The sequence below is a fragment of the Bacillus timonensis genome (assembly GCF_004799755.1).
In the GTDB taxonomy this organism is placed as follows: domain Bacteria; phylum Bacillota; class Bacilli; order Bacillales; family Bacillaceae_L; genus Ferdinandcohnia; species Ferdinandcohnia timonensis_A.
In genome coordinates, this window is sequence record NZ_SLUB01000004.1 from 105,406 (window position 1) to 125,276 (window position 19,871).

Sequence of the window (19,871 nt, forward strand, 5' to 3'; positions counted from 1 at the left end):
AAGCTAGTGTACCCCACGAATTCGTGGGGTTATATTTTTGCCATAAAAGGAAGGCTGTAAAAAGTAATCCAATAAAACAGTAGTTTGTGTTAAAATATGTAGGACTTGAATTTCGAATTGAGGGGGAAGCTTATGTTCCTCAAACGTTTAGATATAGTAGGATTTAAATCGTTTGCTGAAAGAATTGCGGTAGATTTTGTACCTGGTGTAACGGCTGTCGTTGGACCAAATGGTAGTGGGAAAAGTAATATAACCGACGGGATTCGTTGGGTTCTTGGAGAACAGTCGGCAAAATCTCTGCGTGGTTCGAAAATGGAAGACATCATTTTCGCGGGAAGTGACAGCCGGAAAGCATTGAATGTGGCTGAAGTAACATTAACATTGGATAATGAGGACCACTTTTTACCAATCGATTATCATGAAGTGAGCGTAACGCGTCGCGTCTATCGGTCTGGAGAAAGTGAATTTTATATTAATAAACAAGCATGTCGACTAAAGGATATCGTTGATTTATTTATGGATTCCGGACTTGGCCGTGAAGCTTTTTCAATCATCAGTCAAGGGAAAGTAGAAGAAATACTAAGCAGTAAAGCTGAAGAGCGCAGAAGCATCTTTGAAGAAGCTGCCGGTGTTTTAAAATATAAAACCCGTAAAAAGAAAGCAGAATATAAGCTTGCTGAAACACAGGAAAATTTAAATCGAGTGAACGACATTATTCATGAGCTTGCATCTCAAATTGAACCATTGCAAATCCAGTCTTCGATTGCAAAAGACTATTTGGAGAAAAAAGAAGAACTGGAAAAAATTGAAGTCGGCTTAACAGTATTTGAAATTGAAGATCTTCATGATAAATGGGAGAAGCTATCTAAGCTTGTTGAAGAGCATAAAGAACAAGAACTTGCTTTAAACACAAAACTGCAAAGCAAGGAAGCGAAAATTGAGGAGCTGAGAAGTGGAATCGAGGCGACAGATTTATCGATTCATGAGCTCCAACAGCTTCTTTTGCGTACAAGTGAGGAACTAGAAAAATTAGAAGGTCGAAAAGAAGTCTTAAAAGAACGCAAAAAAAATGCGACGCAAAATAAAGATCAACTTGAAAACTCCATTCTTGAGTTGTCACAAAGGGTAGAGAGCCTGAGCGAGAAAAAACAAACAGAGCAACATGAACTATCAAAACTTAGTGAAGAAGTAAGAGAGCTTGAACAACAGCTGAAAGAGAAACAATTATTACTGGCATCGTATGATCAAAACATTGAAGAAAAAATTGAGAATTTAAAAAGCGATTATTTTGAGTTGTTAAATAAGCAAGCCTCATATCGTAATGAAATGGGCTATATTAAGGAACAACTTGCACAGCAAGATGCGAAAGTAAATCGTTTAAGTGAATCAAATCAAAAATATCTTACGGAGCGCAAGGAAATACTTGATGAAAAAGTACGACTCCAAACGAAACTTTCTGTTATTGAGCAAGAAATTAACCATCAGATTGTTTCATATAGAGACTTACAAACAAAGCTAGAAAATAACAAGAAAAACTATCAGAAGCAAGAGAGTATGCTCTACCAGGCTTATCAATACCTACAACAAACGAAATCAAGAAAAGAAATGCTAGAAGAAATGCAGGATGATTATTCTGGATTCTTTCAGGGTGTTAAGGAAGTTTTAAAAGCAAGAAACGACCAACTTGAAGGTATTGAAGGGGCAATTGCCGAACTCATTCATGTGCCAAAGGAATATGAAACCGCGATTGAAATTGCATTAGGTGCAGCAACACAGCATATTGTTGTGGATCATGAAAAAAATGCAAGAACAGCGATCCAGTATTTAAAGAAAAATTCTTTTGGACGCGCGACATTTTTACCAATGAATGTGATTAAGGAACGTTCCATTTCCGCAACACAACTTGTTTCGATCAAAGGGCATCCAGCATTTATTGGTGTAGCTTCTGAATTAGTTACCTATGAAGAAAGATATCACTCGATTATCGCAAATCTGTTGGGTACCATTTTAATTACGACAGATTTAAAAGGTGCGAATGAACTGGCTTCCCTTGTAGGACACAGATATCGAGTGGTTACCCTTGACGGTGATGTTGTCAATCCTGGTGGTTCAATGACTGGTGGAGCTGTCAAACAGAAATCAAATTCTTTACTAAGCCGTGGTAGGGAGCTTGAGACCATTACAGAAAAGCTTTCTGAAATGGAAGCGAAAACTGCTGAACTTGAAAAAACAGTCAAGGATAAGAAAAAGCAAATCTCAGAACAAGAAGGTATGCTTGAAAGCTTGCGTCAAGCTGGTGAATCATTACGTTTAAAAGAACAAACCGTTAAAGGTGAATACCGTGAAGTAGCTTTAAAAGAGCAAAATGTGAATGAGCATTTGGAATTGTATGATGATGAAAAGCAACAGTACCAAGTTGATAAGGAAAGAATGACGGGTCGACTAGAAGAGTTAAAATCTGAACTATCCACTCTTGAAGAAGAGCTCAACACGTTGGATGAGACCATCAATCAGCTTAATTCCAAAAAATCTGACCAACAGACTTCACGAGAAACGGTACAAACAGAAATTACAGATCAAAAGGTTATTTTAGCAAGAAAAAAACAAGCGCTTGAACATCAACAAGAGAAAATGAATCGGTTAGAAGAAGAAGTGACTGAAGGGCTTGCTAAGCTAACTGAATTGAAAGAAGATTTATCGCTTCTGGATAATGAAATGACCTCAAGTAATTCTGGAGAAATGGAACTCGAAGAAGCAGCAAAACAAAAATTTAATGATAAAAATAATACGATTCAAATGATCAGCAATAAAAGAGAGCATCGCCTGAAACTACAAACGACACTTGAAGATCTTGAACGTGAATTAAAAGAATCAAGACGTCAGCATAAGCAACTTGTAGATATTTTAAAGGATGAAGAAGTCAAAGTGAATCGCTTGGATGTTGAATTGGAAAATTGTTTAACACATCTTCGTGAGGAATATTTATTAACCTATGAAGCTGCAAAAGAACAATTCCCACTTCAAATTGAAGTTTCCGAAGCTAGAAAGAAGGTAAAACTAGTAAAGCTTGCAATTGAAGAGCTTGGAACAGTGAACCTTGGCGCAATTGATGAGTATGACAGAGTATCGGAGCGTTATACGTTTCTAACTGAACAGCAAAATGACTTGCAGGAAGCGAAGGATACTTTGTTCCAGGTCATAGACGAAATGGATGACGAAATGAAAAAGAGGTTTGAAACAACTTTTACAAGTATTCGCTCCCATTTTGAAACTGTTTTTCAAGCGCTTTTTGGTGGTGGACGAGCAGACCTTCGCCTTACTGACCCAAATGATCTTTTAAATACAGGTGTTGAAATTGTCGCACAACCGCCAGGAAAAAAATTGCAAAACTTAGGACTTTTATCTGGTGGAGAAAGGGCATTGACAGCAATAGCGCTGTTATTTTCAATCCTGAAAGTTCGACCGGTTCCATTCTGCGTCTTGGATGAAGTTGAAGCAGCGCTTGATGAAGCGAATGTATTCCGATTTGCACAATATTTAAAGAAATATAGTAAAGAAACTCAATTTATTGTAATCACTCACCGAAAAGGTACGATGGAAGAAGCAGATGTATTATATGGTGTGACCATGCAGGAATCAGGCGTTTCTAAACTTGTTTCAGTTCGTCTTGAAGAAACGAAAGAATTGGTGACCCAAAACTAGATTGAAAGGGGATTTACATGAGCTTTTTTAAGAAATTAAAAGAAAAGATTACAAATCAGACGGATGCGGTTACTGAGAAATTTAGGGATGGTTTATCTAAAACACGTAATTCCTTTTCCGAACGAGTGAATGATTTAGTTGCTCGCTATCGTAAGGTTGATGAGGACTTTTTTGAGGAACTTGAAGAAATTTTAATTGCAGCAGACGTCGGTGTTTCAACCGTTATGGAACTAATTGATGAATTAAAGATGGAAGTCAAGAAAAGGAACATTCAGGACACAAAAGAGGTTCAAGGTGTCATTTCAGAAAAACTCGTCGAAATTTACCAAGGCGGTGAAGAAAAATCACCAAAGCTTAATATTCAAGATGAAGGACTCACAGTCATTTTAGTAGTCGGTGTTAATGGTGTTGGCAAAACGACATCCATTGGAAAAATTGCAAATCGCTTGAAAAATGAAGGAAAATCAGTCCTGTTAGCAGCAGGCGATACATTCCGTGCCGGTGCAATTCAGCAGCTTGAAGTGTGGGGCGACCGTGTGGGTGTAGAGGTGATTAAACAATCGGAAGGTTCAGATCCTGCAGCGGTTATGTATGATGCCGTTCAAGCAGCAAAATCTCGTAATGTCGATGTGTTAATATGTGATACAGCGGGACGTCTTCAAAACAAAGTGAACCTAATGAAAGAGCTTGAAAAGGTAAAACGAGTAATCGAACGTGAATTACCAGGTGCTCCGCATGAAGTGTTGCTTGTTCTTGATGCCACCACTGGACAAAACGCTTTAACACAGGCGAAAACATTCTCTGCGGCTACAAATGTTACAGGTATTGTATTAACAAAATTAGACGGAACTGCTAAGGGCGGTATTGTCCTTGCGATTCGTAATGAACTAAATATCCCTGTAAAACTGGTTGGATTAGGAGAAAAAGTTGACGACCTCCAAGAATTCGATGCACAAAACTACGTCTATGGTCTATTCGCAGATTTAGTCGAAAAAACAGAAGAATAAAACGTTTAAAAGAGAGCCTTCCCCAAGGCTCTCTTTTAAGTAAAGTAAATTAACTTGACAACGCTTTGTAAAGTAGGTAAACTATTGAATTGTAAAGGTATTTCACTTAACAAGGGGGAGATACTATGATTGAAAAAACAATGAGAATGAACTATCTCTTCGATTTCTATCAATCGTTGTTAACACCAAAGCAGCGAAACTATATGTCTTTATATTATTTAGATGACTTTTCCCTTGGTGAAATAGCAGAGGAATATAAGATTAGTCGTCAAGCAGTCTATGACAACATCAAGCGTACAGAGACAATGCTTGAAGAGTATGAGGAAAAACTGTTACTATTTCAGAAATTTCAAGAGCGCAGAAAACTGTTTGCTGAGCTAACACGACTTTCACATAAATATGATGATAGCCTAGAGCTTCAAAATGTGATACAGTTGCTTGAGAAATTAGAATAGGAGGCGGCAAGAATGGCATTTGAAGGATTAGCCGACCGACTGCAAGGAACACTACAGAAAATTCGCGGTAAAGGAAAAGTATCAGAATCCGATGTAAAGGAAATGATGCGAGAGGTTCGTCTTGCCTTACTTGAAGCAGACGTTAACTTCAAAGTTGTTAAGGATTTTGTAAAGCGTGTAAGTGAAAGAGCCGTTGGACAAGAAGTGATGAAAAGCTTAACTCCGGGACAGCAAGTTATTAAAGTCGTTCAGGAGGAACTTACTGCATTAATGGGTGGCGAGCAAAGTAAAATTGCGGTTGCCAAAAGACCACCAACTGTTATTATGATGGTTGGTTTACAAGGTGCAGGTAAAACAACCACTACTGGTAAGCTTGCAAATCTATTACGAAAAAAACATAATCGTAAACCGCTTCTTGTGGCTGCGGACATCTATCGACCAGCTGCGATTGATCAATTGCAAACTTTAGGAAAACAACTGAATATGCCGGTCTTTTCTCTTGGAGACCAAGTGAGTCCTGTTGAAATTGCAAAGCAGGCCATTGAAAAAGCGAAAGAAGAGCATCATGACTACGTATTAATCGATACAGCCGGCCGTTTACACATCGATGAAGAATTGATGGACGAGCTCAAGCAAGTCAAAGAAGTTGCTCGGCCTGATGAAATTTTCCTTGTTGTAGATGCAATGACAGGACAAGATGCAGTCAATGTGGCACAAAGCTTTAATGATTTATTAGGTTTAACTGGCGTTGTTTTAACAAAGCTTGATGGAGATACCCGTGGTGGTGCAGCGTTATCTGTTAAGGCTGTTACAAATACACCAATTAAGTTTGTGGGTCTTGGTGAAAAGCTGGATGCGCTAGAAGCATTCCATCCAGAACGTATGGCTTCACGTATTTTAGGGATGGGGGATGTTCTATCACTCATCGAAAAAGCTCAAGCTTCAGTTGATGAGGATAAAGCAAAAGAGCTCGAAAAGAAATTTAAGTCCATGTCTTTCACATTCGATGATTTCCTTGAGCAGTTAGCACAGGTGCGTAAAATGGGCCCTCTTGATGAGATCCTAGGTATGCTACCAGGCGCTAACAAAATGAAGGGATTGAAGAATGTTCAGGTTGATGATAAACAAATTGGCCATGTTGAAGCGATCATTCGATCCATGACAAAAGTCGAGAGAGAACAACCTGAAATCATCAATTCTAGTCGTAAAAAGCGAATTGCAAAAGGTAGCGGGCGAACTGTTCAAGAAGTAAATCGTCTATTAAAGCAATTTGAAGATATGAAAAAGATGATGAAGCAAATGACAAACATGTCAAAAGGTAAGAAAAAAGGATTTAAGTTTCCTTTTATGTAAATTAAAAACTCAAGGAAAGCCATGCTTTTACTTGACTAAATGTAGTAATAATAACCATTTCACAGATGTAAAGAAAAAACACTTTACAAACAGATGTGGAACAGTTAATATTATATCTTGTTGAAATATTTTCGGAGGTGCTATTTAAAATGGCAGTAAAAATTCGTTTAAAACGTATGGGAGCAAAAAAATCTCCTTTCTATCGTATCGTTGTAGCTGATTCTCGTTCACCACGTGATGGACGTCAAATCGAAACACTTGGAACTTATAATCCAGTTGTTCAACCTGCAGAGGTTAAAATTGATGAAGAGTTAGCATTAAAATGGTTACAAAATGGTGCAAAACCATCTGATACTGTTCGTAACTTGTTCTCAAAACAAGGTATTATGGAAAAATTCCATAACGTAAAAAACGGTAAGTAATGGGTAACTTACAGATGAAAGAGTTAATTAAAACAATTGTACAGCCACTTGTTGATCATCCTGAAGACGTCGAAGTCACTGAGACTTCTGACAACCGTAATATCACCTTTTTGCTAAGTGTAAATAAAGACGATATGGGTAAAGTAATCGGGAAACAAGGCCGTGTCATTAAGGCGATTAGAACTGTTGTCTATGCAGCAGGAACAGGCCATAATAAACGAATTCATCTAGAAATTAACGAATGATTATGAGGGAAAAGGGAGAGGGTAACCTCCCCCTTTTTTCTGTATAAATGATCAACACTTTTTACAAAGTCCTTTGAATTCTATCGTAAGGGTTGTGTGGTGTGTGAAAATCATCCAAACAGTTGAAGTGAAACAAATTTTAACGCAAAATAGTAAAGCAAAGCTCCTTGGTTCTTTTCAAACAAACAAGCACCAGCTTCTCAAAGAGTGTGACCAGCTTATATTTGAACATAAAAAGATGGAAAAACAGAAGAAATTCGATTCGGCTAAAATCAAACTATATTTTACCAATGAAATTGAACTCAGACAGGAAAAAATCAAACAACTCGAGTTTCAAATTGAACAAATACATATGCTACCATTAGGCAGTGAAATAAAAGAAAAGGAAGTCCAATCCCTTATTGACATAAATGTAGGAGACAACTGGGACGAAGTAACATCTGCACGAACAATCGTAATCAAAGAAGGCATAGTTGAAGAAATTCGTTAGGGGTGAACAGAAATGGATAAATGGTATAACGTCGGAAAAATTGTGAATACACATGGAATCAAAGGTGAGGTCCGCATTATCTCAAGAACGGATTTTCCTGAGGAACGATACAAGATAGGAAATACATTATATATCTTTATGGAAGATAATGAACCGATTGAGGTTAAAGTCCAATCATATCGAACTCATAAAAATTTTGATTTAGTTACCTTTGAGGGCTATGAGAACGTAAATGAGGTAGAACGTTTTAAAGGTGCACTAGTCAAGGTTCATGAAAGTCAGTTAGGGGAATTAGATGACGGAGAATACTACTTTCATGAAATTATCGGCTGCTTGGTTGTGACAGAGGAAGGCGAAGAATTAGGGGCGATAAAAGAAATCTTAACACCAGGTGCAAACGATGTTTGGGTTGTTAAAGGAGCAAAAGGTAAAGATATTTTAATTCCGTACATTGATGAGATTGTGAAGGAAATTGATGTGGAGGATAAAAGAATTACCATTCACCTCATGGAAGGATTAATTTAATATGAAAATTGATATCTTAACTTTGTTCCCTAACATGTTTAATGGTGTACTAGGTGAATCTATTTTAAAAAGGGCTCAAGAAAAAGAAAAAGTTTCGTTCCGAGTTGTTAATTTCCGTGAATACGCGGACAACAAACATCAAAAAGTTGACGATTATCCATATGGGGGCGGGGCTGGAATGGTATTAATGCCACAGCCGATTTTTGATGCCGTTGAGGATTTAACGAAACAAACCGAATCTAAGCCGAAAGTGATTCTACTTTGCCCTCAGGGTAAAAGATTTAACCAGCAAAAAGCGGAAGAACTAGCAAAAGAAGAGCACCTTATTTTTATCTGTGGCCATTATGAGGGCTATGATGAGAGAATTCGTGAACATTTAAGTACAGAAGAAATTTCAATTGGGGATTTTGTCTTAACTGGTGGCGAACTTGCTGCAATGGTGATCTCTGATAGTGTCGTAAGACTTTTGCCAGGTGTGCTGGGAAATGAGGATTCACCAGTACAAGATTCCCACAGTACTGGATTATTGGAGCATCCCCACTATACTAGACCAGCAAATTTTAGAGGCATGAGCGTGCCGGAAGTGTTATTGTCCGGAAATCATAGGCATATTGAAGAATGGCGAGAAAAAGAATCATTCCGGCGTACCATTAAAAGACGGCCAGATTTACTCGAAAACTATCAGTTATCACCTAAGCAAGAAAAGTGGCTAGAAGAATTTAAAATAGATGAAGAGTAGCTATTGCAACAATGCAAGGATTATGGTAATATACTCTTTGTGACTTAGGACTATTTGTCCGTTGTCTTATTAAGATGTTCCGCTGCAATGAATGGATATTGGTAAGAGCATCTGTTGGAAGGAGTTGAAAAGACGATGCAAAACATTATTGAAGAAATCACAAAAGAACAATTAAGAACTGACCTTCCTGAATTCCGTCCTGGAGATACAGTACGTGTACACGTGAAAGTTATCGAGGGTACTCGTGAACGTATTCAGGTATACGAAGGTGTTGTGATTAAGCGTCGTGGTGGAGGAATCAGCGAAACATTCACTGTTCGTAAGGTATCTTACGGAGTTGGTGTTGAACGTACATTCCCTGTGCATACACCAAAAATTGCGAAGCTTGAAGTAGTACGCCGTGGTAAAGTACGTCGTGCGAAATTATACTACTTACGCGAACTTCGTGGTAAAAAAGCACGTATTAAAGAAATTCGATAATAAAAAAGAAAGGAGCTTGTATAAAAATAACAAGCTCCTTTTACATTTGCTTGGGTAATTATTATAATAAGAGAATAATACATAATGATTTAGATAAATTCTAATTGGTAGTTGAGAAAAGAACAGGTGGAGGAGCAATGATGGCCAAACAAAAAAATGAACTTTGGGAATGGATTAAAGCGTTAGCGATAGCTGTTATTTTGGCAGCTGTTATCCGTTATTTTTTCTTTGCACCGATTGTAGTAGATGGGCTATCAATGATGCCAACTCTTCATCACCAAGACCGTATGATCGTCAATAAAATTGGCTATAAGGTCGGTAAACCTGAACGCTTTGACATTGTTGTATTCCATGCAACAGTAGAAAAAGATTACATCAAGCGCATAATTGGATTACCTGGTGATCGAATTGAATACAAAGACGATATTCTCTACATCAATGGTAAACCGTATGATGAACCGTATCTAGAGGATTATAAGAAAAATCTAATTGATGGTCCACTTACAGACCCGTTTGTATTTGAAGAAGTTCCAGAAGGGCATCTGTTTGTGATGGGGGACAATCGTCGCTATAGTAAAGACTCACGCCATATAGGTCCAGTCCCTATAAGCGAAGTACTAGGAGAAACAAGCCTAATCTACTGGCCGCTATCTGACTTTGGTATTGTAAGATAAGTCCAAAGCAAAAATAATCATAAATTTAACCATATAAGTTGGTGAAGCATTTTGACAATTCAATGGTTTCCAGGCCACATGGCAAAAGCAAGGAGACAAGTAACAGAAAAACTCTCACTCATCGACATCGTATTCGAACTTGTGGATGCTAGAATCCCAGCATCATCAAGAAATCCAATGATCGATGAAATCATTAAAAATAAGCCGAGACTACTCCTTTTAAACAAAGCTGACATGGCTGATCCAAAGGTAACAAAAGAATGGATTGAATACTTTAAAGAAAATGATATACATGCCCTAGCTATAAATTCACAAGCAGGAAATGGCATGAAACAAATCGTGAGTGAAGCAAGGGAAATTTTAAAAGAAAAATTCGACAAAATGGCGGCCAAGGGAATTCGCCCACGTGCCATTCGTGCGTTAATCGTTGGTATCCCTAATGTCGGAAAATCGACTTTAATTAATCGCTTAGCCAAGAAAAATATCGCGCAAACAGGGGATCGCCCTGGTATAACAAAAGCGCAGCAGTGGATCAAGGTAGGCAAAGAACTAGAACTCCTTGATACACCCGGTATTTTATGGCCCAAATTTGAGGACCAAGAAGTAGGTTTGAAACTCGCAACAACGGGTGCGATTAAAGATACAATTTTAAACTTACAAGATATCGCAGTATATGCACTTAGATTTTTAGAGGCGAATTATCCAGAAAATCTAAAGGAACGTTTTTCTCTTGAAGAAATTCCGGATGATATTGTATTGCTTTTTGACGAAATTGCAAAACGTCGTGGGACTAGAATGTCTGGTGGAGTTACCGATTACGACAAAACAGCTGAATTAATCATTCGAGAAATCCGAACTGAAAAACTAGGTAGGCTCACATTTGAAAGACCGTAAAGGTTCGCATAATGCGGGCCTTCATTTTTTTGTGCAAATGACGATATTACATACATAGAGCTCGAGAAATAGAAGGTGAAGGCATGTCACAATTAACAATCAAAGATATCGAAAAGAAGTTAGCGACGATTTATGATGAACAGGATTCTTTTCTAAAAGACTGCGAACAAGATAGCCGGAAAGGCGTTCAAGTTCTGTTGCAGCGTTGGAAAAAGAAAAAGGCAGATGAAAAGGCGTTAGAGCAACAATATAAAGAAATGACCCAATATGAACAAGCTCTTTATAAAAAAAGTTTTACATATATTGCAGGTGTGGATGAAGTGGGGCGTGGCCCATTGGCAGGACCTGTTGTTGCTGCAGCGGTAATTTTGCCTCAGGATGCCTATTTACCAGGCTTGAATGACTCAAAGAAACTATCTGAACAAAAAAGAGAAGAATTATTTCAACTAATCACAGACTGTGCCATCTCTGTTGGGATTGGGATCATCCCTGCTGATGTTATTGATGATGTAAATATATATCAAGCAACAAAGCAGGCGATGAAAAAGGCCTTATTAGGTTTGTCAGTTAAGCCGGATTATCTTTTAGTGGATGCCATGGAAATTCCAATTGATATTCCACAAACATCCATCATAAAAGGGGATGCAAAAAGCGTGTCGATCGCTGCAAGCTCCATCATTGCAAAAGTAACGAGAGATCGTCTTATGGTACGCTTAAGCCACGAATTTCCACAATACGGATTTGAAAAGCACATGGGATATGGAACGGCATACCATCTGGAAGCACTTAAAAAATATGGTGTTACAAGTGAACATCGTCGTTCATTTGCTCCAGTACGAGAGTTAATCGAGGTAAACAAATGATACCAATTCATTTACTTCAAATCTTAATGAAGAGTGAAGCCTTTCAAAAGCTTCACTCTTTATCAAATGCAAATCCAACTGAACAAAAGACACAAAATGCTACCGGTCATCTTCCTAATCTATTACCAGTAGGAGGAGAAGAAATTGCAGACAATATAGTCAATCATAGTCGGATGCTTCAAACAGACACTGTTGAATTAACATCTAGTGACTCAACCCAATTTCTCCAGCAACAATTTACTTTTCAGAACTCAGCTAATCAAACTATATCGATACGAATGGATGGTAGGAAGAAAAACGGGAAAATCGATCCTGCTTTTTGTCACCTCCTCTTTTCTTTAGAGCTACATGAGTTAAAAGAGGTGGTCATTGATGTAAAAGTTCAAAACCGTATCTTATCCATATCCATCTTTAATGACAGAGAAGGAATCGAGTTGCTAGTCGAAGAACTGAAGCCCACTCTTCATACCAATTTGGAAAAGCAAGGATATTTGCTTTCATCGATTAAAATTGTGAACCCAATTGCAAGAGACAATCAATATGAGAAAACCGGATTTGAAGAAGTTCATGAAAAAGTGGATGTGAAAATATGAAAAAGTCACCGGAAGAAAATGGACTGAAGGCGGTTGCTTTGTCATACGATGAAAAGCTAGATGCTGAACCAAAAATTGTTGCAAAAGGTAAGGGGCTCATTGCTCAAAATATCGTTGAGATGGCTGAGGCTCATAGTATCCCCATCCAGGAGGATAGTGCATTAGTGGAGATATTAGGTGAACTAAAATTAAATGAGGGGATTCCTGAGGAATTGTACCAGGTAATCGCGGAAATCTTTGCTTTTATTTATAAAATGGATAAAAGTATCGAAAAACGAGATGAATAGTTTTTTGATATAGTATTTTTTGTAATTAGCAGTAAAAAAGAACAAATTCATGCGAAATGGTAGACAAGCAGTATTTTCAGTTATAAAATGAAAGCGCAGTCTAATTTTTGTCTAGTTTGCGTCATTATGATTTGGGTTAATTCCCGGTCATTTAAATGATGTCCTTTTCTATGCGTATGTGATTTTTCTGAAAAATTATAATTGTCATAGAAAGATTTAAAAAGAAAATGTATAATAACATTTGGACTGACAAAAAATTCTTTGCTTTTTTTACATAAGAATGGAGGATGGGAAATGAATATCCATGAGTATCAAGGAAAAGAGATCCTCAGAAAATATGGGGTAGCTGTTCCTAATGGTAAGGTTGCATTCACAGTTGATGAGGCTGTTGAAGCTGCAAAAGAACTTGGAACCCAAGTTTGTGTTGTTAAAGCACAAATTCATGCAGGGGGTCGTGGTAAAGCTGGTGGAGTTAAAGTAGCAAAAAACCTAGATGAGGTTCGTACATATGCTAATGAAATTCTAGGTAAAACTCTTGTTACACACCAAACAGGTCCAGAAGGTAAAGAAGTAAAGCGTCTACTTATTGAAGAAGGCTGCGATATTAAAAAAGAGTACTATGTTGGACTTGTACTTGATCGTGCAACTTCTCGCGTTGTTTTAATGGCTTCTGAAGAAGGTGGAACAGAAATCGAAGAGGTTGCTGAAAAAACTCCTGAAAAGATTTTCAAAGAAGAAATCGATCCAGTTGTTGGATTATTGCCATTCCAAGCACGTCGAATTGCATTTAATATCAACATTCCAAAAGAGTTAGTGAATCAAGCCGTTAAATTCATGACAGCTTTATACACTGCATTCGTTGAAAAAGATTGCTCTATTGCTGAAATCAACCCTCTAGTTGTAACTGGCGATGGCAAAGTAATGGCTCTTGATGCGAAATTAAACTTTGATTCTAACGCATTATTCCGTCAAAAAGACGTATTAGAGTATCGGGACTTAGACGAAGAAGATGTAAAGGAAATTGAAGCATCCAAATATGATTTAAGCTATATTTCACTTGATGGAAACATTGGCTGTATGGTGAATGGTGCAGGACTTGCGATGTCAACAATGGATATCATCAAACACTACGGTGGAGATCCTGCGAACTTCCTTGATGTTGGGGGTGGCGCTACAGCTGAGAAAGTAACTGAAGCATTCAAAATTATTCTTTCTGATGAAAATGTAAAAGGTATTTTTGTAAACATTTTTGGTGGCATAATGAAATGTGATGTTATTGCAGAAGGTGTTGTAGCTGCAACGAAAGAAGTAGGCTTGGAAATTCCTCTAGTAGTACGCCTTGAAGGAACAAATGTAGATTTAGGTAAAAAGATTTTACAAGAATCTGGTCTAAACATTACGGCTGCTGGATCAATGGCAGACGGTGCACAAAAAATCGTATCACTAGTAGGGTAAGAAAGGCAGGGGACAAACATGGGTGTTTTTGTTAATAAAGATACAAAAGTAATTGTTCAAGGGATAACAGGTGCTACGGCGCTTTTCCATACAAAACAAATGCTTGAATACGGTACTAAAATTGTTGGTGGTACTTCACCTGGTAAAGGTGGAACTGAGGTCGAAGGTGTTCCTGTATTCAATACTGTAAAAGAAGCTGTAGATCAAACAGGAGCAACAGCTTCTGTCATTTATGTACCTGCTCCATTTGCGGCGGATGCAATTATGGAAGCAGTTGACGCAGAACTTGACCTAGCAATCTGTATTACCGAGCATATTCCAGTATTAGACATGGTTAAAGTGAAACGCTATATGGAAGGTAAGAAGACTCGTCTAGTCGGTCCTAACTGCCCTGGTGTTATCACAGCTGACGAATGTAAAATTGGTATCATGCCTGGATATATTCATAAAAAAGGTCATGTAGGTGTTGTATCACGTTCTGGTACGTTAACATATGAGGCTGTACACCAACTAACACAAGCTGGTATTGGTCAAACAACAGCAGTAGGTATTGGTGGAGACCCTGTTAACGGAACAAACTTCATCGATGTGTTAAAGGCTTTTAACGAAGATGAGGAAACATATGCGGTTATCATGATTGGTGAAATTGGTGGAACAGCTGAAGAAGAAGCTGCAGAGTGGGTTAAAGCAAACATGACAAAACCAGTTGTAGGATTTATCGGTGGGCAAACTGCACCTCCAGGAAAGCGTATGGGACATGCTGGCGCAATTATTTCTGGTGGTAAGGGTACGGCAGCTGAAAAGATCAAAACAATGAATGAATGTGGAATTAAGGTTGCTGAAACACCATCTGTAATGGGTGAAACGTTAATTTCTGTTCTAAAAGAAAAAGGTTTATACGAAAAATGTAAAACACACTAAACAAAATATCGAAATGAGACAGTTCTGTCCTGAGGAACTGTCTCTTTCTAATGAAAAAAGGAGACAATATGGAAAAATTTCGAGTAAATTTAATACATCTTCACCATTGTCGGGGAATAGGTTGGAAATCTATTTTTCGAATTCTACAGCATGACCCAACACTTTCTTCTATTTATAATTACCCCTCATCGTTTTATGAAAAAATCCTTCCATTAACAAAAATCCAACTCAATATTTTTTTAAAAGATTTGCATTCTTTATCAATCCAAAGTATGCTAAAACAATATAGCAATAAAAGTGTGGGCATTATTACCATATTTGATGAAGAATATCCTCGTCTTCTGAAACAAATTTATGATCCGCCGTGGGTGTTATACACTGCTGGAGACAGGGCATTATTAAACCGTGATAAATTATTAAGTGTAGTAGGCTCTCGTACACCTACCGCATCGTGCTTGCAAAGTATGACGAAGGTGTTGGTGCCTTTACTCAAGCAAAATTGGGTATTGGTTAGTGGTTTGGCGCGTGGAATAGATACAATGGCTCATAGACTAGCAATCGCTCATAATGGGAAAACCATTGCGGTCATTGCTGGTGGCCTTCAACATATTTATCCCCTTGAAAACAAAGAGTTGGCAACTACTATCACTCAAAATCATATACTTATATCTGAATATCCCCCTTTTACAAGGCCAGAAAAATGGCAGTTTCCGATGCGAAATCGAATAATTAGCGGTTTGACACAAGGTACATTAGTTGTAGAAGCGAAGGAAAGAAGTGGTTCATTGATAACTGCAGATCAAGCACTACATCAGGGTAGAGAGGTTTTTGCCATTCCAGGGTCTATTCTTGAACCTTCATGTGTTGGAACGAATAAATTAATTCAATCAGGTGCAAAACTGGTGCTTACCAGCGAGGATATTTTATCGGAAATTCACACTTTTTCATAAAAAATGTATAAAAATTATCATAACAGTTTGACAAACTGTCCATAAATATTTAATAATATGGAGGATTTATTTTAATTTAGAATTTAACCTCTAAGGAGGAAGCGATACATGTCGGACTATTTAGTCATAGTTGAATCACCAGCAAAAGCAAAAACAATTGAAAGATATTTGGGAAAAAAATATAAGGTGAAGGCCTCAATGGGTCATATTAGAGACCTCCCAAGAAGCCAAATGGGTGTTGATCCAAAAAATCATTTCGAAGTGAAATATATAACAATCCGCGGTAAGGGACCCGTATTGAAGGATTTGAAAACTGCCGCAAAAAAAGCTAAAAAAGTATATCTCGCAGCTGACCCCGATCGTGAAGGGGAGGCAATTGCATGGCATCTTGCCCATTCATTAGATCTAGATATTCATTCAGACTGTCGAGTTGTTTTTAACGAGATTACGAAAGATGCTATCAAAGAGTCTTTTAAGCATCCGCGCCCGATTAATCAGGATTTAGTAGATGCACAGCAAGCAAGGCGGGTTCTTGACAGATTAGTAGGCTATAACATTAGTCCTCTGCTTTGGAAGAAAGTAAAAAAAGGCTTAAGTGCCGGACGTGTACAATCTGTTGCTGTCAGATTAATCATTGATAGGGAAAAAGAAATTCAAAATTTTGAGCCTGAAGAATACTGGACAATTAAAGCTGACTTTTTAAAAGGGAATGCGCAATTTGAAGGCCAATTTTATGGTGTAAAAGGAAAAAAACTGGAATTAACAAATGAAGCAGAGGTAAAAGATATTCTTTCAAAAATTGAAGGTAACTCATTTACGATTGCTTCTGTCACAAAAAAGGAACGAAAAAGAAACCCGGCACCACCTTTTATTACTTCTTCTTTACAACAAGAAGCAGCACGTAAATTGAATTTTCGTGCTAAGAAAACCATGATGCTAGCACAACAATTATATGAAGGTATTGACCTAGGCAAAGAAGGAACAGTCGGTCTAATCACATATATGCGTACAGATTCTACACGAATATCAGATACGGCAATTGCAGAAGGTTCACAATATATTGAGAAAACGTTTGGCAAACAATTTTTAACAGATACAAAAAGAAAAGAGAAAAAAGGAATGAATACCCAAGATGCTCATGAAGGGATTCGACCAACATCTGTTTTTAGAGAGCCAAATAGTGTGAAACAATATTTAGGCAGAGACCAATTAAGATTGTATAAACTTATTTGGGAGCGTTTTGTTGCAAGTCAAATGGCTTCTGCGATTATGGATACAATGAGTGTTGATTTAAATAATGGGGATGTTGTATTTCGAGCAACTGGCTCTAAAGTTAAATTTCCAGGGTTTATGAAGGTGTATGTTGAGGGTAATGATGATAATGTTGAAGAAAAAGAAAATATGCTCCCTGTGCTAGAAGAAGGAGACCAAGTATTTTCAAAAGATATTGATCCCAAGCAACATTTTACCCAGCCACCTCCACGCTATACGGAAGCACGACTTGTTAAGACCCTTGAGGAATTAGGAATAGGCAGACCTTCAACTTATGCGCCAACGTTAGATACCATTCAAAAACGAGGGTATGTGTCATTAGATAACAAACGTTTCGTACCAACGGAACTTGGAGAAATTGTAGATGAATTGATGCTCGAGTTTTTCCCAAGAATATTAGATGTTGAGTTTACTGCGAAAATGGAGCATGACCTTGATGAAATCGAAGATGGAAAGACAGAATGGATTAAGATCATAGATGATTTCTATAAAGATTTTGAAAAGAGATTAGAAATTGCAGAAGCAGAAATGCAGGAAGTTGAAATAAAAGATGAACCTGCAGGTGTGGATTGTGAAAATTGCGGTCATCCAATGGTTTATAAGATGGGACGTTATGGAAAATTCATGGCTTGCTCCAATTTCCCTGATTGCCGCAATACTAAACCAATTGTTAAAGAAATTGGGGTCCCTTGTCCGAAATGTGAAAAAGGAAATATTGTTGAACGCAAAAGCAAGAAGAAGCGAATTTTTTATGGTTGCGATCAATACCCTGAATGTGATTTTCTTTCTTGGGATAAACCTCTACCAAGGAAATGTCCGAAGTGCGAGAACTTACTTGTTGAGAAAAAACTCAAAAAAGGAATTCAAGTACAGTGTATTGAGTGTGATTACAAAGAGGAACCTCAAAAATAACTTGTGTGGTGGGTTATCTTATAACTCACCACTTTCCATGTTAACGTATTTGGAAATAGATGTGATTTCTTGCGCAATTCAGAATTTTGTAAAAAAATCAGAGTTTTTATTTGCAAGGGCTACTAAATTGTGATAATATTTAGTAGCCCTTGTGAGGTGAAAATAATGGAAAATGTGAACAAATCGTTACAGTTGTTCAAAGAATATTTACAAATCGAGAAAAATTATTCAGAATATACAATTGTCCATTATGAGCAATCAATCGAACATTTTTTCTTATTTCTGAATCAAGAATCCATCTCCAATTTGTCGGATGTGACATATTCGGATGTACGACTGTATCTGACGGAGCTTTACAAGAAACAATATGCAAGACGTACTGTTGCAAAGAAAATCTCAACATTGCGCAGTTTTTTTAATTTTCTTCTTCGGGAAAAGCTTATTTCCCAGAATCCATTCTCATTGGTTTCATTGCCAAAAAGGGAACAAAAGCTACCACACTTTTTATATGAAGAAGAATTGGAAAAACTTTTCAAAGTATCGGATGTTTCTACAAGTTTAGGGCAGCGGGATCAAGCTTTACTTGAATTGCTTTATGCGACCGGAATCCGTGTAAGTGAATGCTGCAAACTTACACTTCAGGATCTCGATTTCTCAGTAGGAACTGTGTTTGTTCACGGAAAAGGAAATAAACAACGCTATGTTCCTTTTGGAAGCTATGCTGAACAAGCACTTACAAACTATATACAAAAAAGTCGTAAGGAATTGCTCAAAAAAGCATCAGTACATACAAACAGTCTTTTCCTTAATTTTCGTGGTGGACCTTTAACAACGAGGGGAGTCCGGTTAATCCTAAATAACATGATTAAAAAGACTTCATCCACGATACATATTAGTCCACACGTATTGAGACATACATTTGCTACACACCTTTTAAACGAGGGCGCTGATATGAGGTCTGTACAAGAACTGCTCGGGCACGAAAATCTGTCGTCAACACAAGTTTATACGCATGTTACAAAGGATCATTTGCGGAATATTTATTTATCCTCACATCCACGTGCATAAGGAGGTTGTTCTAAAAAATGTCAAATTTTCATGCTACAACAATATTTGCTGTCAAACATAAAGGTCAATCAGCAATGGCAGGAGATGGCCAAGTAACCTTTGGTAATGCCGTTGTTATGAAGCATACAGCAAGAAAGGTACGAAAGTTGTTTCAAGGGAGAGTAATTGCAGGATTTGCGGGTTCTGTTGCAGATGCATTTACCCTTTTTGAAATGTTTGAAGGACGCCTTGAGGAGTTTAATGGGAATTTACAAAGGGCAGCGGTTGAGCTTGCAAAGGAATGGAGAAGTGATAAAGTTCTTCGTAAATTAGAGGCTATGCTCATTGTGATGGATGAGAAGGATTTGCTTCTCATTTCGGGAACAGGTGAAGTGATTGAACCGGATGATGGAATTCTTGCCATTGGTTCTGGCGGAAACTACGCTCTTTCTGCTGGCCGTGCATTAAAAAAATACTCAGGTGATCATTTAACGGCCAGGGAGATAGCAAAAGCTTCATTAGAAATTGCAAGTGAGATTTGTGTGTATACTAATGAAAATATTATAGTTGAAGAACTATAAGGAG

General features: G+C 37.7%; 21 protein-coding genes. All 21 read left to right on the forward strand.

The window, feature by feature from the left end:
• The first annotated feature begins 132 nt into the window (after window positions 1-132).
• The 21 genes from smc to hslV all read left to right on the forward strand — a co-directional run bounded on the left by smc (window position 133) and on the right by hslV (window position 19,867).
• Window positions 133-3,702, forward strand: coding sequence for a chromosome segregation protein SMC (gene smc, locus E1I69_RS03995; protein WP_136378314.1), 3,570 nt, complete (start codon window positions 133-135; stop codon window positions 3,700-3,702).
• 17 nt (window positions 3,703-3,719) lie between these two features.
• On the forward strand, window positions 3,720-4,709 hold the full coding sequence (gene ftsY, locus E1I69_RS04000; RefSeq protein ID WP_136378315.1) for a signal recognition particle-docking protein FtsY: 990 nt from the start codon (window positions 3,720-3,722) through the stop codon (window positions 4,707-4,709).
• A gap of 125 nt (window positions 4,710-4,834) precedes the next feature.
• Complete coding sequence (locus tag E1I69_RS04005; RefSeq protein WP_136378316.1) at window positions 4,835-5,164, forward strand: putative DNA-binding protein; 330 nt, start codon at window positions 4,835-4,837, stop codon at window positions 5,162-5,164.
• Between the two features lie 12 nt (window positions 5,165-5,176).
• Complete coding sequence (gene ffh, locus E1I69_RS04010; protein WP_136378317.1) at window positions 5,177-6,517, forward strand: signal recognition particle protein; 1,341 nt, start codon at window positions 5,177-5,179, stop codon at window positions 6,515-6,517.
• A 149-nt stretch (window positions 6,518-6,666) separates the two neighbouring features.
• A complete protein-coding gene (gene rpsP / locus E1I69_RS04015) occupies window positions 6,667-6,939 on the forward strand; it encodes a 30S ribosomal protein S16 (RefSeq protein WP_136378318.1) in 273 nt (90 codons plus the stop codon).
• Between the two features lie 14 nt (window positions 6,940-6,953).
• Window positions 6,954-7,184, forward strand: coding sequence for a KH domain-containing protein (locus E1I69_RS04020; RefSeq protein WP_136378412.1), 231 nt, complete (start codon window positions 6,954-6,956; stop codon window positions 7,182-7,184).
• 103 nt (window positions 7,185-7,287) lie between these two features.
• Entirely contained in the window at window positions 7,288-7,674 is a 387-nt protein-coding gene (locus tag E1I69_RS04025) for a YlqD family protein (RefSeq protein WP_136378319.1), read from the forward strand.
• A 12-nt stretch (window positions 7,675-7,686) separates the two neighbouring features.
• Window positions 7,687-8,199, forward strand: coding sequence for a ribosome maturation factor RimM (rimM, locus tag E1I69_RS04030; RefSeq protein WP_136378320.1), 513 nt, complete (start codon window positions 7,687-7,689; stop codon window positions 8,197-8,199).
• Between the two features lies 1 nt (window position 8,200).
• Window positions 8,201-8,938, forward strand: a complete 738-nt coding sequence (gene trmD / locus E1I69_RS04035) for a tRNA (guanosine(37)-N1)-methyltransferase TrmD (protein WP_136378321.1) — start codon at window positions 8,201-8,203, stop codon at window positions 8,936-8,938.
• 135 nt (window positions 8,939-9,073) lie between these two features.
• Window positions 9,074-9,418 carry a 50S ribosomal protein L19 gene (gene rplS / locus E1I69_RS04040; RefSeq protein WP_077617796.1) on the forward strand — a complete coding sequence of 115 codons (345 nt, stop codon included), beginning with the start codon at window positions 9,074-9,076 and terminating at the stop codon, window positions 9,416-9,418.
• A gap of 140 nt (window positions 9,419-9,558) precedes the next feature.
• A complete protein-coding gene (lepB, locus tag E1I69_RS04045) occupies window positions 9,559-10,092 on the forward strand; it encodes a signal peptidase I (RefSeq protein ID WP_136378322.1) in 534 nt (177 codons plus the stop codon).
• A gap of 51 nt (window positions 10,093-10,143) precedes the next feature.
• Window positions 10,144-10,986: a ribosome biogenesis GTPase YlqF gene (gene ylqF / locus E1I69_RS04050; protein WP_136378323.1), complete on the forward strand. Its 843-nt coding sequence runs from the start codon at window positions 10,144-10,146 to the stop codon at window positions 10,984-10,986.
• Between the two features lie 83 nt (window positions 10,987-11,069).
• Window positions 11,070-11,849, forward strand: a complete 780-nt coding sequence (locus tag E1I69_RS04055; protein ID WP_136378324.1) for a ribonuclease HII — start codon at window positions 11,070-11,072, stop codon at window positions 11,847-11,849.
• The gene (locus tag E1I69_RS04060; RefSeq protein ID WP_136378325.1) at window positions 11,846-12,442 is read left to right on the forward strand and encodes a hypothetical protein; all 597 of its coding nucleotides are present in this window, start codon (window positions 11,846-11,848) and stop codon (window positions 12,440-12,442) included. The genes E1I69_RS04055 and E1I69_RS04060 overlap by 4 nt, the downstream gene beginning before the upstream one ends.
• Complete coding sequence (locus E1I69_RS04065) at window positions 12,439-12,729, forward strand: EscU/YscU/HrcU family type III secretion system export apparatus switch protein (RefSeq protein WP_136378326.1); 291 nt, start codon at window positions 12,439-12,441, stop codon at window positions 12,727-12,729. The genes E1I69_RS04060 and E1I69_RS04065 overlap by 4 nt, the downstream gene beginning before the upstream one ends.
• 294 nt (window positions 12,730-13,023) lie before the next feature.
• Window positions 13,024-14,184, forward strand: a complete 1,161-nt coding sequence (gene sucC, locus E1I69_RS04070) for an ADP-forming succinate--CoA ligase subunit beta (protein ID WP_136378327.1) — start codon at window positions 13,024-13,026, stop codon at window positions 14,182-14,184.
• Between the two features lie 18 nt (window positions 14,185-14,202).
• A complete protein-coding gene (gene sucD / locus E1I69_RS04075) occupies window positions 14,203-15,105 on the forward strand; it encodes a succinate--CoA ligase subunit alpha (protein ID WP_136378328.1) in 903 nt (300 codons plus the stop codon).
• 68 nt (window positions 15,106-15,173) lie between these two features.
• Window positions 15,174-16,055, forward strand: coding sequence for a DNA-processing protein DprA (dprA, locus tag E1I69_RS04080; protein ID WP_136378329.1), 882 nt, complete (start codon window positions 15,174-15,176; stop codon window positions 16,053-16,055).
• 108 nt (window positions 16,056-16,163) lie between these two features.
• Window positions 16,164-18,239, forward strand: coding sequence for a type I DNA topoisomerase (topA, locus tag E1I69_RS04085; RefSeq protein WP_136378330.1), 2,076 nt, complete (start codon window positions 16,164-16,166; stop codon window positions 18,237-18,239).
• 165 nt (window positions 18,240-18,404) lie between these two features.
• On the forward strand, window positions 18,405-19,307 hold the full coding sequence (gene xerC, locus E1I69_RS04090; RefSeq protein ID WP_136378331.1) for a tyrosine recombinase XerC: 903 nt from the start codon (window positions 18,405-18,407) through the stop codon (window positions 19,305-19,307).
• A gap of 17 nt (window positions 19,308-19,324) precedes the next feature.
• The gene (gene hslV / locus E1I69_RS04095) at window positions 19,325-19,867 is read left to right on the forward strand and encodes an ATP-dependent protease subunit HslV (protein WP_136378332.1); all 543 of its coding nucleotides are present in this window, start codon (window positions 19,325-19,327) and stop codon (window positions 19,865-19,867) included.
• The last annotated feature ends 4 nt before the right edge of the window (window positions 19,868-19,871 follow it).